The sequence below is a fragment of the Candidatus Obscuribacterales bacterium genome, assembly GCA_036703605.1.
Taxonomy (GTDB): Bacteria; Cyanobacteriota; Cyanobacteriia; order RECH01; family RECH01; genus RECH01.
The window spans coordinates 1-14,637 of the sequence record DATNRH010000494.1; the positions used below are offsets into that span (position 1 = coordinate 1).

At 56.0% G+C, this 14,637-nt stretch carries 15 protein-coding genes; 8 read left to right on the forward strand and 7 right to left on the reverse strand.

The window, feature by feature from the left end:
• Together V6D20_10565 and V6D20_10570 are read right to left on the reverse strand one after the other, a co-directional pair.
• A partial coding sequence (locus tag V6D20_10565) for a late competence development ComFB family protein (protein HEY9816224.1) occupies positions 1 to 394 on the reverse strand: 394 nt, incomplete at its 3' end.
• A gap of 172 nt (positions 395 to 566) precedes the next feature.
• Positions 567 to 1,463 carry a M23 family metallopeptidase gene (locus tag V6D20_10570; protein HEY9816225.1) on the reverse strand — a complete coding sequence of 299 codons (897 nt, stop codon included), beginning with the start codon at positions 1,461 to 1,463 and terminating at the stop codon, positions 567 to 569.
• A gap of 163 nt (positions 1,464 to 1,626) precedes the next feature.
• On the opposite strand from V6D20_10570, the gene V6D20_10575 reads away from it, so the two are divergent.
• Complete coding sequence (locus V6D20_10575) at positions 1,627 to 2,295, forward strand: histidine phosphatase family protein (GenBank protein ID HEY9816226.1); 669 nt, start codon at positions 1,627 to 1,629, stop codon at positions 2,293 to 2,295.
• On the opposite strand, the gene V6D20_10580 is transcribed toward V6D20_10575, so the two are convergent.
• Positions 2,292 to 3,266, reverse strand: a complete 975-nt coding sequence (locus V6D20_10580; protein HEY9816227.1) for an AEC family transporter — start codon at positions 3,264 to 3,266, stop codon at positions 2,292 to 2,294. The genes V6D20_10575 and V6D20_10580 overlap by 4 nt on opposite strands.
• Before the next feature lie 237 nt (positions 3,267 to 3,503).
• Here V6D20_10580 and V6D20_10585 point away from each other — a divergent pair, with 237 nt between their 5' ends.
• Positions 3,504 to 4,400, forward strand: coding sequence for a M15 family metallopeptidase (locus V6D20_10585; GenBank protein HEY9816228.1), 897 nt, complete (start codon positions 3,504 to 3,506; stop codon positions 4,398 to 4,400).
• A 239-nt stretch (positions 4,401 to 4,639) separates the two neighbouring features.
• Positions 4,640 to 5,341: a hypothetical protein gene (locus V6D20_10590; GenBank protein HEY9816229.1), complete on the forward strand. Its 702-nt coding sequence runs from the start codon at positions 4,640 to 4,642 to the stop codon at positions 5,339 to 5,341.
• A 102-nt stretch (positions 5,342 to 5,443) separates the two neighbouring features.
• On the opposite strand, the gene V6D20_10595 is transcribed toward V6D20_10590, so the two are convergent.
• Positions 5,444 to 5,725 (reverse strand): hypothetical protein, encoded by a 282-nt coding sequence (locus V6D20_10595; protein HEY9816230.1) that lies wholly within the window; start codon positions 5,723 to 5,725, stop codon positions 5,444 to 5,446.
• On the opposite strand from V6D20_10595, the gene ychF reads away from it, so the two are divergent.
• From ychF to lptC, 3 genes are all read left to right on the forward strand, one after another.
• Positions 5,725 to 6,852, forward strand: coding sequence for a redox-regulated ATPase YchF (ychF, locus tag V6D20_10600; protein ID HEY9816231.1), 1,128 nt, complete (start codon positions 5,725 to 5,727; stop codon positions 6,850 to 6,852). The two genes, V6D20_10595 and ychF, sit on opposite strands and share 1 nt — an antisense overlap.
• Before the next feature lie 61 nt (positions 6,853 to 6,913).
• Entirely contained in the window at positions 6,914 to 8,527 is a 1,614-nt protein-coding gene (locus V6D20_10605; GenBank protein HEY9816232.1) for an Hsp70 family protein, read from the forward strand.
• Positions 8,528 to 8,619: 92 nt separating this feature from the next.
• Complete coding sequence (lptC, locus tag V6D20_10610) at positions 8,620 to 9,756, forward strand: LPS export ABC transporter periplasmic protein LptC (GenBank protein ID HEY9816233.1); 1,137 nt, start codon at positions 8,620 to 8,622, stop codon at positions 9,754 to 9,756.
• A 515-nt stretch (positions 9,757 to 10,271) separates the two neighbouring features.
• On the opposite strand, the gene V6D20_10615 is transcribed toward lptC, so the two are convergent.
• Positions 10,272 to 10,571: a hypothetical protein gene (locus V6D20_10615; protein ID HEY9816234.1), complete on the reverse strand. Its 300-nt coding sequence runs from the start codon at positions 10,569 to 10,571 to the stop codon at positions 10,272 to 10,274.
• A gap of 161 nt (positions 10,572 to 10,732) precedes the next feature.
• On the opposite strand from V6D20_10615, the gene V6D20_10620 reads away from it, so the two are divergent.
• Positions 10,733 to 11,644 carry an MnmC family methyltransferase gene (locus V6D20_10620; protein HEY9816235.1) on the forward strand — a complete coding sequence of 304 codons (912 nt, stop codon included), beginning with the start codon at positions 10,733 to 10,735 and terminating at the stop codon, positions 11,642 to 11,644.
• On the opposite strand, the gene V6D20_10625 is transcribed toward V6D20_10620, so the two are convergent.
• Together V6D20_10625 and V6D20_10630 are read right to left on the reverse strand one after the other, a co-directional pair.
• Complete coding sequence (locus V6D20_10625; protein HEY9816236.1) at positions 11,617 to 13,008, reverse strand: serine/threonine-protein kinase; 1,392 nt, start codon at positions 13,006 to 13,008, stop codon at positions 11,617 to 11,619. The two genes, V6D20_10620 and V6D20_10625, sit on opposite strands and share 28 nt — an antisense overlap.
• A 124-nt stretch (positions 13,009 to 13,132) precedes the next feature.
• Positions 13,133 to 14,152: a LysR family transcriptional regulator gene (locus V6D20_10630; GenBank protein HEY9816237.1), complete on the reverse strand. Its 1,020-nt coding sequence runs from the start codon at positions 14,150 to 14,152 to the stop codon at positions 13,133 to 13,135.
• Between the two features lie 220 nt (positions 14,153 to 14,372).
• Here V6D20_10630 and V6D20_10635 point away from each other — a divergent pair.
• Positions 14,373 to 14,637: hypothetical protein (locus V6D20_10635; protein ID HEY9816238.1), on the forward strand; the 265-nt coding region annotated here is incomplete at its 3' end.

Sequence of the window (14,637 nt, forward strand, 5' to 3'; positions counted from 1 at the left end):
CCTTCTGAGTGATAATGACTTGCAGCTCCGCCTTGGCGCGGGTGCGTTGATAGCTGGCTCCCTCTTCCGTTGTGGCGTAGAGGGGCGGTAAGCGGTTGAGCGCATAGGCTGCTATATCGCCTAGGTCTAAGGTGCAGTCGCTGGTGGCTTCAATTTCTGCTACGCGAGCGATCGCCTCCGTGAGCACCAATTCTTCCATCACGTTAATAAACTGCTTGCGCGGCACCGCCACCACTTCCCCGGTGAGCAGCGCGCCCATTAAGCGATCGAGCGCCATGTATTCCTCAATTGAGAGTTCTGCCGCCGTATCACAGATGCGACCGACTTCTGCCTCCATGGCTGGGGTGAGGTAGCCATCTTGCAGGGCTTGATCGACAATTTTTTCAATGCTCATAATATCTCCAGGTTCCACAACAGTGCTATCGAACAAACGGCGAGCGATCGCACTCTTAGACGTCCGTGAACGGATACTAAACAATCTAAGGTCTTTGCCTTAGTGTGCCCCAGAATTAGGGAATTCCATGGGCTGATTTTTGAAGTCATTGTAAAGCGATGATCCGCTTCACCTACTCCACTCCATCCCGCCATGGTACGGGATCCACAGCCTGGCCGTGGACATAGAGTCCCCAATGTAGATGGGGCCCCGTCGAGATGCCAGTGCTGCCCACAGCACCGATCACCTGCCCTGCTTCCACGCGATCGCCCTCCTGCACATCAATACGGCTGAGGTGCAGAAAAATGCTGGCAACGCCCTGCCCGTGGTCTAGCCCAACGGTGTTGCCGTGGATTTCAAAACCATTGGCTTCATAGTCCACTAGGGCCACGATCCCCGCTGCCGGAGCCACCACCGGCGTGCCTGTGCCAGCGGCGTAGTCTACACCCCGATGATAGTAATCTTCGGCAAAGACACCGTTATAGTAACGGCGGATGCCGTAAATGGTCGTCACCGGCCCCGAGGTGGGGCGCAGGAATGAACCGCTCCACAGTTGCTCACCGCTCACCAGCGCCTTAAATTCATCCACTCGGTCAAATTCGTAGTCCGTCCCCAAATCATCTGAGCCAGAAATCCACAGGCTTTGGGTAGGAAAACTGCGATCGCGTACCCAAACAGCAAGGTTGCGCACCACGGTTTCGCCCGTCACCTGTACCACTACCCGGCCGGGATCATCCAAAGGAGTAGTGGGCAGCAGCGCCTGAAACTGGTTATTGCCTAGGGGAAAGGTGGGAAAGGTGCGATCGCCCATGGTGACCACCGGCGGCGGTTCGTCGGCAGACTCCGCTTGCACCAGAATGGTGAGGGTGTCGCCCAGTTGGGGGTTGGTGGGGCGAATCTCGACTTCTAGGGCCGCCGCCGTGCTGGCGAGACTCGTGCTAACCGTAAGACTAATGAGACTAGCCAGTAGCAGCCCGGTGCCTCGGGCAACCGTACTGATAGAGTCAGCAACACGAGCGGAAGACGTCATAAAAGATGGCATGGCAACGTAAGGTAGGGAACAATCCGTAGAACGGGGACGGACATGGAATGTACGGCAGGCGTCATTAGGATGACGAGGGCAGGCGATCGCCGCTCTGCAACGTTAGGTGAAGCGTAGTCAAACAAGGTTCGGACAAGCGTGAGGCAAGGTTATGCAGCTACTATTCATTCGCCATGGGCAGGCGACCGGAAACCAGGCAGGACGGATGATGGGCCATGGTCAGGATGGATTGTCAGAGCTGGGACAGCGGCAGGTACGGGCGTTGGGACGACGGTTGATGGCAGAGTCCTATCGTCCTGCGGCCATCTACAGTAGCCCACTGGAGCGGGCTAAACAAACGGCGATCGCCCTTGCTGACATGGTCGATCCATCTCCCCAGCCCATTCTCTATCGGGATGCCCTTTGTGAGTTTCAAAACGGTATTTTTCAAGGGTTAACGTGGGTAGAAGCACAGCAGCAGTATCCTGACCTATGCCGCCGTCTGGAGACATCCCTGGCCTGGCAGCCGATCCCCGGTGCCGAAACGCTTCAGTCCGGTCGCGATCGCGCCGCCCAATTTATGCAAGAAATCTTACACCATCATAGCGAGGGCGATCGCCTCTGCATCGTCACCCACCATTGGATCTTGCAGCAGTTGATCTCGGTATTGCTGGGCAGCGATCGCACCTGGGGGTTTGCGGCGGACTATACGGCGCGATTTGAGTTTCACGTGGCCACTGAGTTTTGGTCTTGTCGGGATCAAAATCGTTGGAATAGCGACCTGTGGAGGATCGTACGGTTTGGCGATCGCCAGCATTTAGCCGACCTTGATCCCCATTAATACAGCCAGGTGACCACCATATCCCCTGGGGAAAACAGCAGCATCCAAATCGGCAGAGTTAACAATAGCCCCACACTGCCCACAGCTAGACAGGTGACCGTTAGCTGGCGATCCAGATCATAGGCTTCCGCAATTACCAAGGTGGCAAAGGCCGGGGGCATAGCCAATTGCAGCACCACTGCAAAGTGGGGCAGTCCCGTGAGACCGAGCGATCGCAGGGCTAGTCCAAAAATGAGCGGAATCATCAGCATTTTGATAAACAGAGTGACCACCGCCTGATTGAGATTCAACCGGAGATCGAGCTGGCTCAGCCGCATTCCCAGCAGCAGCAGCGCTAGCACCAGCATCAGCCAAGCGCCGCCCAGCAATCCCTGCTCTACCCAAGGATGGAACTGCACTGAACGGCAGAGCATTCCTAGGGAAAAGGCCCAGAGCGCCGGATTGCGCACAAAGGCCTGGGCCATTGTCCACCGTCCCTGCTGGCCCAAGCCAAACCGTGCCCCTAGCAGAACGCCAATGCAGTAAGCGCCTAGGGTACTGCCCAGGGTGTCGTAGAAAATGGCCCAGCCGAAGTACTGAGGGCCCACTAGGGCTAGGGCGACGGGATAGCCAAGATACCCCGTATTGCCCACCATGGCGGCGAGGAGAAAACTGCCCTTGGCAGGATCATTCTGGGGCACAAAGCTGCGATCGCTCCCTCGCCGCGTTTGCACCACAATCCACAGCCAGGCCAGCCCCGCCCCACAGGCCAGCGCCACCCAAGCCACCACCGGCGCAATCCACACCGATCCCGATAGATCGGCCTGGCGCAGAAATCCAAAAATGCTCAAGGGTACCCCAAACCAAAACAGGCCCTTACCGAGGGCATGGGGAATCGCCTTAGGGAGCGATCGCCCCAGCACCATACCAAAGCCAACCCATGCCACTAATGGAATGTAGAGCTTTGCTAAATTTGTAACCAATTCAGACATAGGATTCACGGGCGTGGGGATAAGGGTGAGTCTTGGGGCGGCCCATGACTCATACCACTATTGCTAGGTATTACCAGATAGTATTGAGAAGCGCGCCTCTCCATCACCGAGGCTAGGATGAATCATCCCGGCAGGCGGTGGTGTCGGGCACATTGCAAAATTGTAGATGCCCGCCTATTCTGGTCAGGGCAGGGAGCCGTGTTTATAGATCATGCAAAGATGAGGTCGGTGGACAAGGTGAGTCCTTCAGAACAACCATCGAAACAGCCCAAGCTTGTCATTCACGATGACATTCCTGTTGCTCAACGGGATGAAAACCCTCGGACCAACTCTAGCAGGCGGTTCTCGTCCCCTGGTGGGCTGTTTAATAAAGAATTTTGGATCCTGGGTGGAGCAGCCATGGCGATCGCCATCCTGGCTGGGGGATTTGTCGCTTGGGGCACCGCGCCAGTTGAACCACCGTCCGCCGCCGTGCCCGCTGTGGTTACCCCGGAGATTTCCCTAGAGATCCCAGAGGAGCTAACCGAGCCCCTGCCCGTGCCGGAGGGGGGCGTTCCCGACGATACGCTGCTCGGGCATATTCCCTACGAGGAAGCCCCGGCCGATAGCCTTGCGCCCATTGTGGCAGATGGCAGTATTTTGATGCGGCAGGCGGCGGCGGCGCAGTTTATGGCCATGGCCGATGCCGCTGCTGCCGAGGGCATTCTGCTGGAGCCTACCTCTGGTTTTCGTTCCATTGAGGATCAAGAGTATCTGTTCTTCGAGGTGAAGGCAGAACGGGGGCAGATTGCCACCACCCGCGCTGAGGTTAGTGCTCCGCCAGGCTATAGCGAACATCACACGGGCTATGCCGTCGATATTTTGGATGGCTCGCGATCGGATATTGGCCTGGTAGAAGCCTTTGAAACCACCGACGCTTTTCGCTGGCTACAGGAGAATGCTGCTTTCTACAGCTTTGAGCTTTCCTTTCCCCGCGATAATCCCCAAGGCATTAGCTACGAACCTTGGCACTGGCGCTTCGTGGGCGATCGCCATAGCCTAGAAACCTTCTACCGCGCCACTAGTCTCACGACATCAGAAGCCAGCCCAGAAGCCAGACCAGAAACCAGCTCACCGCCCCCTGCTACTCCCTGATCAGTCCTATCGCCTGCGTTCCCAGGATGAAAAATCTGTGTCAGGATGCAAAGGTGACTGCTTGGCTCTGGTTGACTGACAAACCTGGAAGACCCTCACCCCAAACCCCTCTCCCAGGGCGGTAGAGGGGCTTTGAGCGCACCTACACCTCGCTTCTTTCTCCCGTTGTGGAACTGAGAGATGCGGGAAAAGATATGTCAGCTAATCAGCAGTTTGGACAAGGCTTAGGAGGACAACGCGTGAGTAACACCACATTAAACATCGTCGCGATCGCCATCTTTTCCATCGTCATGGCTAGCCTGCTTGGGCCCTTAATCCAGCTTTCCCCAGCTGTGCCAGCGATCGCTGTTGCCGCCATGCTGTGCCTGTTCACCGCCGACATTTTTGCTTGGGGTGGGCGCATGGGCAATCTGATTGTGGAGGGCTTTGCCCAGTTCTCCGCTGAACATCGCGATCGCATTGTGCATCACGAAGCAGGACATTTCCTGGTCGCCCACGTCCTCGGCATCTCGGTCACCGGCTACACCTTGAATGCCTGGGATTCGTTCCGCCAAGGACAGCCCGGTCGTGGTGGCGTGCGCTTTGACGACCAACCCCTGCAGGCGGCGCTGCAAACCAATCAACTACCCGTGCAGTTCCTCGATCGCTACTGCACCGTTTGGATGGCGGGGGCAGCGGCAGAGCGGTTGATCTACGGCGATGTCCAAGGCGGAGCCGATGATCAAGACAACTTCCGCATCCTCTGGGCCCAACTACGCCGTCCCACGAACGAAGGCGACATCAAACTCCGCTGGTCTGCTCTGCGAGCCCGCACGCTGCTGGAAACCCACCGTACTGCCTACGATGCCCTTGTTGCCGCCATGGGTCAAGGCGCTAGCGTAGAGGACTGCCGCCAGATCCTTGACGCAGCCATTGATGAAACCGAGGCGATCGCTGCCTAGCACCGCAAGGCAGAAGAACGAAGAACGAAGATAGAAGAACGAAAAGGAATTTCGGGAAAAACAAGCTTTCCTGCCTCAGCCCATAGGCGGGTTACGTCCGCCTCAGCGTACGAGTTGATTCCCTTGGGTTACGCTGACGTTAATCCAAGCTAGTAGAGAGGGTGATTGCAGGAGTTTTGTCTGTCCATCAGCCCAGTCTGACTCTGTCGAAGTGCTCATCCAAGCGGCCCGCGCCGCTGACCCGATGCGATCGCCCCAACCCCTCACGCCTATCCCCCATCGCCTTATACTTAACAGGGAAGACCCAGCGCAACGACCGGACAGGATTTCGAAGCGATCAAAGCGATCGCCCCGGATGACCATGACCTCCTCGTTGCCGGGCATTGATTGTTCATGAACCAGAGAGCCGCTACGCCGCCATGCTGAGAGCCGGAATCGTGGGCCTGCCTAACGTAGGCAAATCCACCCTATTTAACGCTGTTGTTGCCAATGCCAAGGCGCAAGCTGCCAACTTTCCCTTTTGCACCATCGAACCTAACGTAGGCGTGGTGGCGGTGCCCGATGAGCGCCTGAATGCCCTCGCCCAAATTTCTAGTTCCGCCGACATTGTGCCCACCCGCATGGAATTTGTGGACATTGCCGGGTTGGTCAAGGGCGCTAGCCAAGGTGAAGGCCTGGGCAATCAGTTTCTCTCCAACATCCGCGAAGTTGATGCCATTGTGCATGTGGTGCGCTGCTTCGAAAACGACGACATCATCCACGTTTCCGGCTCCATCGATCCCCTGCGCGACATTGAGGTGATCAACCTAGAGCTGGCCCTAGCCGATCTATCCCAGCTTGAGAAACGGGCCGATCGCGTTCGTAAGCAGGCCCGATCGAGTAAAGAGGCTCAAGCCGAACTCGCTGTTTTAGAACGCATTCTAGCGGTGCTGAATGAAGGCAAGCCCGCCCGCCTCGTCGAGCTCACCGAGGAAGAAGAGGTGTGGATTAAGTCCTTGGGGCTGCTGACCCGCAAGCCGATTATCTACGCCGCCAACGTATCTGAGGATGATCTGGCGACCGGGAATGCATGGGTGGAGCAAGTGAGAGCGATCGCTGCCCAGGAAAATGCCCAGGTTGTGGTGATTTCCGCCCAAGTCGAGTCAGAGTTGGTGGACATTCCCCCCGAGGATCAGGCCGACTTCCTAGAAGCACTGGGGGTGAAGGAAGGTGGGCTCAAGTCCCTGATTCGCGCTACCTATACACTGCTGGGGCTACGCACCTACTTCACCACTGGCCCTAAGGAGACTCGTGCCTGGACAATCTTGGCAGGCATGTTAGCGCCCCAAGCCGCCGGCGTGATTCACTCCGACTTTGAGCGCGGCTTCATTCGCGCTGAGACCATCGCCTACGACGACTTGGTGACCCATGGCTCCATGGGTGCAGCTAAGGATAAGGGGCTGGTGCGCAGTGAGGGCAAGGAGTATGTGGTCAAGGAAGGAGACGTGCTGCTCTTCCGGTTCAACGTCTAGCCGCTGGAGCTAGTTCGCTGTGGTAGTCTATGGAATTGCTGCGGTCTATTGATTTTTACCTATGTCGGATACGCTTGCGTCCACCTACGCCATCGATTTTGGTACCAGCAACACCGTCATAGCCCGCTGGAATCCTGCCACCCAACAGGCTGAGACAGTGAAGCTGCCTGCCCTGTCCCAGGTTTTGCCTAATAATCCGCCGGTGATTCCCAGCTTGGTCTATGTGGAAGATGCCCGTTCGCCCAAGATTCTACTGGGGCAAACGGTGCGCGATCGCGGCTTAGACATCGCTCAAGACAGCCGCTTTTTCCGCAACTTTAAGCGAGGCATTGGCGCAGGAACCGGCTTTTTGCCCGAGCTAGACGGCTGCCCGGTCACCCTAGAGCAGGTGGGGCAATGGTATCTGCAGCACCTGATCCGCCAACTGCAAGACCAGGATCCTAGCCTGCGATCGCTGACGGTGACTGTACCTGTGGATAGTTTTGAGTCCTACCGTCATTGGCTAGGGCAGGTGTGCCAAACGGTTGACCTAGAGCAGGTGCGGCTGCTGGATGAACCGACGGCGGCAGCTTTGGGCTATGGGTTGGGCGATCGCTCCACGATGTTGGTGATCGACGCGGGCGGCGGCACCTTGGATCTGGCTGTGGTGAAGCTGGAAACACCGCAAACGGGCGATCGCAAGCCCCTGGGCTTTTTGCTGAAATGGGGCAGTAAAAATCTAGCGGAGACTTCCAGTCAGCGTCCCCAACTGGCGAAGGTTCTGGCGAAATCAGGCCAAAATCTGGGCGGTGCCGATATTGACGACTGGCTGGCCGCCCACTTTGCCGAAACCCAAGGGCTACCCATCTCCTCCCTGACCCTACGCCTAGTGGAACGGTTAAAAATCCAGCTTTCTAGCCAAGAGCAGGCCAGCGAAGTTTATTTCAACGATGAAACCCTCGAAAGCTACGAACTAAACCTCGATCGCGATCGCTTTCGGCAGATTCTAGAGCAGCATCACTTCTTTGAACGCTTGGACGACGCCCTCAACCAAGTGCTGCGCCAGGCCCGCCGCCAGGGACTGGAACCCGGCGACATTGACGCGGTGCTGCTCGTCGGCGGCACGGCCCGCATCCCCGCCCTGCGCAACTGGGTGATCGATCAGTTTTCTGTCGAGAAGGTTCAGAGCGATCGCCCCTTTGAAGCGATCGCCCACGGTGCCCTACAGCTTAGCCAAGGGTTGGAGGTCAAGGATTTTCTGTACCACAGCTACGGCATTCGCTATTGGGATCGACGCACCAATGCCCATGGCTGGCATCCCCTCATTTCCCAGGGGCAACCCTATCCCATGCCCGTGCCGGTGGAACTGCTGCTGGGAGCCTCCCAAGACAACCAGCCCAGCATTGAACTGGTGATTGGCGAACTGGGCAATGAAACCAGCCGCACCGAGGTCTTTTTCGACGGCGATCGCTTGGTCACCCGCCAAACCTCCGGCAACCAGCCCATGGTGCAGGCGTTGAACGATACGGCGCAGGCCCGGCGCTTAGCTAACCTCGATCCGCCTGGCTATCCCGGCAGTGATCGCATTCGCCTGCTGTTCCAAGTGGATGGCGATCGCCAACTGCGGGTCACAGTGGAAGATTTACTGACCAACAAAATTCTGATCAACAACCGCGCCGTCGTTCAACTCAGCTAGGGGGATAAACTCATCCCCCCAAATGGAAACCCGTCGTCGATAATAGAAAACACAATGTTTTGGTGTGAGGGGCTTGTTTGGTGAAACCCTGGTTGAAATGGACCGCAGTATCAGCTTTCGTCGCTTTAGTTGTCGCGGGCGGAGTGCTCATCTATCGGCGAGGCGAAGCTCCTCCCGAAACCTCCGACGCACCGCAACAGGAAATTGACGATCGCTTTATTCTCAACAACGTCACCCTAGACCAAGCCAATGAGAACGGGGAAACGGTGTGGAGTATACAGGCCACCCGCGCCATCTACAGCCCCGATCAACAAACCGCCGAAGTAGAAAATCCTAAAGGCGAACTTTTCCAAGACGGGGAAGCCATTTATCGAGTCGAGGGCGATCGCGGCGTGGTGCAGCGCGATGGTCGGCGGATTACCCTGCGCGGCGATATCACAGCGACAGATCTACGCACCGGTGCTGAAATGACCGGCGGTGAGCTGGTGTGGGTGCCCGCAGACGAGACCATGACCATCCGCAATGGGCTCACCGGCACCCATCCTGACCTGACGGTTGCAGCCGAGCAGGGTCAGCTTTTTAGCCGCGATCAACGGGTTGATCTAACCGGAAATGTAACCATTGAGGGCCGCGATCCCCGGGTGAAACTCACTGGCGAGAGCCTAGAGTGGCAGATGGAAGAACAGATTGTGTCCAGCAATCGCCCCGTTGAAATCCAGCGTTTACAGGGGCAAGGCGAACGAACTCGCGTCACCGATCAGGCCTCTAGCAATCGAGCAGAATATCGCCTAGCTGAGCAACGGCTGTCCATGAATGGCGATGTGCGCATGGCAATGCGAGAACCGATGATGAATCTAGCCACCGAGTCCCTAATTTGGGAGATTGAGAATCAACAGGTGACCATGAATCAACCGCTGAATGCCAATTTACGCAACGGTCAGGTGCTGCTTCAGGGCGATCGCGGCAACATGGATCTAGCCCAAGAAGTCTTTGACCTACGCGGCAGTGCCCAAGCCACCACCCGCCGCAATCAGTCTCGTCTACGGGGCGATCGCATCGTTTGGGATAATGCTACCCAAGAAGTAGAAGCGATCGGCAATGTGTTGTACACCCAAGTCGATCCGGAGATGAGCAGCCGTGCGCCTCGTCTAGTCGGCACCTTGGAGGACCAAATCTTCGTCATGAGCGGCGGCCGGGTGGTGACGGAGTTTATTCCGGGGGAGCAATAGGTACTCAGGATAGTGCCGATGGGTACTCGCTGGACGAGGTGCCGAGGACACAGGGTGATCATCTCAATCCGTCTCACTTAAGGGACGGATTGAGATGATCAAATCCTGATGAGAAAAGGGTTGAGCGACGTCGAAACCCGGTGACGCAGCTTCATTTCATGAAGTTCACCTACGTATCAGTAACACCGCGCACAGTTGCGCTCTCAGAATCTGAGGTTATAATGAGGGTCAATAGAAAAACCTTGATGAAACCTAGTGGACCTGCTCTACTAGGTTTTTAACTGCCCATTACCCATCTGTCCTGGATTTACAGTATGGGTGAGTAAGGGTGAGATGAAGATAAAGGTGAATTTAGCCCAAACGGTCGTGTCTCTATCGTAGGTTGCTGTTAGGCGCAGCCGTAACGCACCATCTCGCAACGCTTTGATGCGTTACGCTATCCTTGCCGATTGCCAAGCCACCCTAGATCTACAGCATGGGCAAGTATGGGTGAGATTGAGATAACGTGTTGGGTTCTAAGCCTTTTGAATGGGGCTGTATTGCTCTGCTAAGGTAATACCACAGAGATCAATGAACTGCAGCCACATCTCTTTAACCTCTGGCGTACAGTCTTCAAAATAAATAGACTCAAACCAGTTGAGTAAGTCTGCATCCAGCCGCTTCAAATGTTGCGTAATCAGCCAGAATAATTTCACCGTGTTCATGGGATCTTTCTGTTTCTCCATCATCTTCGAGAGATAGCGCACCCGCTCTGCATCCCGAGTCTGAATCACCTGCACCAGCTTTGTACTAACTTCACTAACCTTGTCTTTCATACTTGGTTCCCCATGGCATCTTAGAATGCAAGTTGCCTAGCTTGAGCTAGATCTACTCCTCTCTTCTGGGATGGGACAACAATTCAGGATTTTGCTCCAACTTCGATCTCCAGCATTTCTGCCTATTTAGATGCACCCTGTCTCTGCGATCGCTCTCCCCTATGCCGCTGTCCTCTGATACTCTCCATACCCTCCAGCCCCAGCTCACTGCCGATGGTTCCTTTACGTTCCTCTCCAACGATTTTGGGGAAGCTTTCCACAGTCACCATGGAGCCCGGCAGGAAGCCGAGCAAAAGTTCGTGGTACCCACCCGACTAACAGATTTAGCCCGCCGACCAGCGCTGAAGCTGCTGGATATTTGCTACGGTCTGGGATACAACACCGCTGCGGCCCTGGCAACTATTTGGGCCGTAAATCCTCAATGCCAGGTGCAGTGGTATGGCTTGGAACTCAACGCAGCCGTTCCCCAGGCGGCGATCGCCCATGATCTGCTGCAAGCCTGGCCTGCTTCTATTGCTACCCAACTGGCCCAACTGGCTGAAGAGCAAACCGTTCAAAGCGATCGCTTCACGGCCCACCTGCTGCTCGGCGATGCCCGTCAGCAGATTCAGCAGGTCTACGCGACGGGCTTTCGCGCCGATGCCATGTTTCTCGATCCTTTCTCCCCGCCTCGCTGCCCGCAGCTTTGGACGGTGGAATTCCTCGCCTGGGTGGCCCGCTGCCTGGCTCCTGCAGGACGTCTCGCCACCTATTCCTGCTCTGCTGCGGTACGCACGGCGCTCCTGCAGGCAGGGCTACACCTAGGCTCTAGTCCTGCGGTGGGACGGCGATCGCCCGGTAGCCTTGCCAGCTTTTCTCCTCAGGATCTACCGCCCCTGTCCCGTCAAGAACAGGAACATCTCCAGACCCGCGCCAGTATTCCCTACCGCGATCCAACCCTCACCGATAGTGCCGCCGTCATTCTTGCCCGCCGCCAGCAGGAACAGGCCACCTCGCCCCTAGAGCCTACCTCGCGATGGAAAGCCCGTTGGGCAACCCCATCCACCTACAGCAGCATCGACAAAATCTTGTAAATCAGTCGGAAGATCAATGCAACGGCGATCGCCACCAGACCCAAGAATCCGGCCAATACCAGCACCGCCACAATGGGATTGCCAAAATTCACCAAAATTGGCAGGCTCCGCAGGGGCGAGGCAACCACGATAATAGCGAAGGAGATGACGGCAATAATCGCCAAGTCAAACTTTTCAATGACGCGGCGCATCTGAGCCAGGATCAGCACGACGACCAACACAACCCAAAATCCCGCACTCACCAAGGTGGTGCCCGCCAAACTCAAGAGGGCGATCGCCAGCAAGCCTCCCTCAAACCCTGTAAACGCCGCCCCGGAGAGCAGTTCTAAAGTGGAGATAGATGAGGAGGATGAGGGTGTCGCGATCGGGGCCGCCTTCGCCGGTTGTATAGGTACTGGCGCTGGGGTCGCTTGGGGGGGAGCCGTTGCGGATGGGGGCACCGTGATCGCTTGCGGTCTGGAGGCGGCTGGCGCTGCTGGGGCAGGGCTTGGGGCTGGGGCAGGACTCGGCGCATTCCCCTTGCCTTGGGCGAGCGCTTCTAGGGTTTCCTGGGCTGATGCAAAGCGATCGCTGGCAGAGGCCTTGAGCATCTTGTCGAGCACCGCCCCGATGCGCTGATGCACGCTGACAAAGGAATGCCACTTCCAGGTATTGCTGTAGGCATCGTAGAGTTCACTGGGCTGTTTGCCGGTGAGTAGGGTGATGCAGGTGACCCCCAAGGCGTAGAGATCGGTAGCTGGATACACGACGTTGCCGGCCATTTGCTCTGGTGGCGCAAACCCCATGGAGTAGATGCCGGTGGAGGACTGGGCCCCTTGCCCTCCCGCTGCACCTGAGGCAACCTGTTTAACCGCGCCGAAGTCTAGCAGGAAGAGCTTGCCGGAGCGATCGCGCATGATGTTCGACGGCTTAATGTCTCGGTGGATGGAGCCATTTTCATGGACAAACTTCAGCACCTTGAGGATTTCCACCAGCACCTCTAGCACCTCAGATTGAGTAAAGGTGCCTTTTTGGGCTAGCTCTTCCTCTAAATTTTTGCCATCAATAAATTCTTGCACCAGGTAGAAAAACTGCTCGGTTTTGCCAGGGCTTTTCCCCGGCACCGATAGCTCAAAAAAGGCCAGCAGATTAGGAATTTGGGGATGGCGGTTGCCCAACTGCTCCAGCACCTCCGCTTCCCGCTCAAACAGCTCCTGAGCAATTTTGAGCTGCTTAGGGCTCAAATCCCCAGCGGGCTGGAATTGCTTGACCACACATTGCCGCATGGCAGGGGTGTAGCGATCGATGGCCAGGAACGCTGCCCCAAACCCTCCTTTACCGAGGAGGCGCGTCGTGAGGTAGCGACCCACTAGAATTTGGGGCATCCCGCAGGTTGTGCAAAACTTTTGCTGCACTGTCTTCAGGGTCGTGGTATCCAGATCTGCGAAGACGTTGGTTGGGCGTGCGCAGTTTGGACGAGTGCAGTAGGTTTCCATGGGTGCTTAGGGATTAGGTTCCGCCAGACGGAGATGGGGTGGTCTCTAGGGAGGAGTCTAGGGTGTCATCATCAGCAAGGGGGGCGATCGCCTCATCCGCCGGTTTGGGCTTGTGGGTCGCAAATTGGGGCAGAATCTCCTGGCTAAAGGCCTCCGCTGCTTTCGATCGATAGCGATTGGGATTCACAATCACCGATAGGGTGCGATTGACCACCACATCCTCAATACGGGCCCGGTGCAGCACCCCCATTTGCAGCTCTTTTTCAATGGCTGAAATAGACACAAAGGCTGCACCCAACCCAGACTGTACCGCATTCTTAATGGCTTCAATTGAGTTTAACTCCATCTCAATTTTAAGGCGGCGCGTTTCAATACCACAGCGGGTCAGCACCTGATCAATCACCTTGCGAATGGTGGATTGAGAATCGAGGGTAATGAACTGAAGCTTATACAGGTCTTCCTTTTGCACGATGCCAATCCGGGCTAGGGGATGAAAAACCGGCAAAATCAATGCGAGTTCGTCCTCGGCATAGGGAATAATTTCTAAAGAGTCCTGTAGTTCAGGAGGAACTTCACCACCAATAATCGCTAAGTCAATTTGGCCATTAGCCACACTCCAAGCCGTACGGCGGGTGGAATGCACATGAAGCTGAACTGCCACATCAGGATAGCGCTGCCGAAAAAGCCCAATCATCCGAGGGAGCAAATAGGTGCCCGTGGTCTGGCTTGCACCTACAATCAATGTGCCGCCTTGTAAATTTTGTAAATCTTCAATAGCGCGGCAGGTTTCCTGGCAAAGAGAGAGGATACGATCGCCGTAGCTGAGCAATAAATGGCCCGCTTCGGTGAGCTGGGCACGCCGTCCTCCTCGATCGAACAGAGGAACATCAAGTTGGCGTTCAAGGTTCTGGACTTGTAAGCTGACAGCGGGTTGAGAGACATACAGGCTATCCGCAGCCCGTTTGAAGCTCCCCTCCGCAGCGATCGCCTTCAGAATTCGCAATTGATCCAGAGTAAACGGAAGATCAGACATGACGGTTGCATCTAAAACTCAGAAAAAACCGGAGACCAAACATCAGCAGACGAAGACGTGTATAGACTGAACTACGGAGCATCATAGTGAACGGTGGGATCGCAGGTCGATATGATCTTCACAATTAGACATTCGGGGCAAACCTTGAGCCATGTCTTCACGATCGCTACGGTAGTATGTATCGACATCCAGTATCGAATCACCTAGAGTTAGCTTCTTTATGCAGCGGGAAGTTGTTCAGGACTTTCTGAATTTACCAGGAATTGAGGGCGTGGCCCTAGTGGACGGTCGCTCCCGCCCCTATTTTTGTGGTGTCGATCAAACCCTCAATTTTCAACAAAAGGAAGCCCTAGCCCAAGGAATTCAACAGGTTGTTGAGACGACCCCCCCTGATTTCGAGTTTTTCGAATTTCAGTTTACGGGACATCAAGTCTACATATACAAATTAGACCATGGTGTGATCCTACTGGTCTTAACGAGCGATC

Bases quoted from the DNA above. Each gene is read 5' to 3' on its own strand.
- V6D20_10570 (HEY9816225.1), bottom strand. From the start codon at position 1,463: ATGACGTCTTCCGCTCGTGTTGCTGACTCTATCAGTACGGTTGCCCGA.
- V6D20_10575 (HEY9816226.1), top strand. From the start codon at position 1,627: ATGCAGCTACTATTCATTCGCCATGGGCAGGCGACCGGAAACCAGGCA.
- V6D20_10580 (HEY9816227.1), bottom strand. From the start codon at position 3,266: ATGTCTGAATTGGTTACAAATTTAGCAAAGCTCTACATTCCATTAGTG.
- V6D20_10595 (HEY9816230.1), bottom strand. From the start codon at position 5,725: ATGCCCGGCAACGAGGAGGTCATGGTCATCCGGGGCGATCGCTTTGAT.
- V6D20_10605 (HEY9816232.1), top strand. From the start codon at position 6,914: ATGTCGGATACGCTTGCGTCCACCTACGCCATCGATTTTGGTACCAGC.
- V6D20_10615 (HEY9816234.1), bottom strand. From the start codon at position 10,571: ATGAAAGACAAGGTTAGTGAAGTTAGTACAAAGCTGGTGCAGGTGATT.
- V6D20_10620 (HEY9816235.1), top strand. From the start codon at position 10,733: ATGCCGCTGTCCTCTGATACTCTCCATACCCTCCAGCCCCAGCTCACT.
- V6D20_10625 (HEY9816236.1), bottom strand. From the start codon at position 13,008: ATGCCCCAAATTCTAGTGGGTCGCTACCTCACGACGCGCCTCCTCGGT.
- V6D20_10630 (HEY9816237.1), bottom strand. From the start codon at position 14,152: ATGTCTGATCTTCCGTTTACTCTGGATCAATTGCGAATTCTGAAGGCG.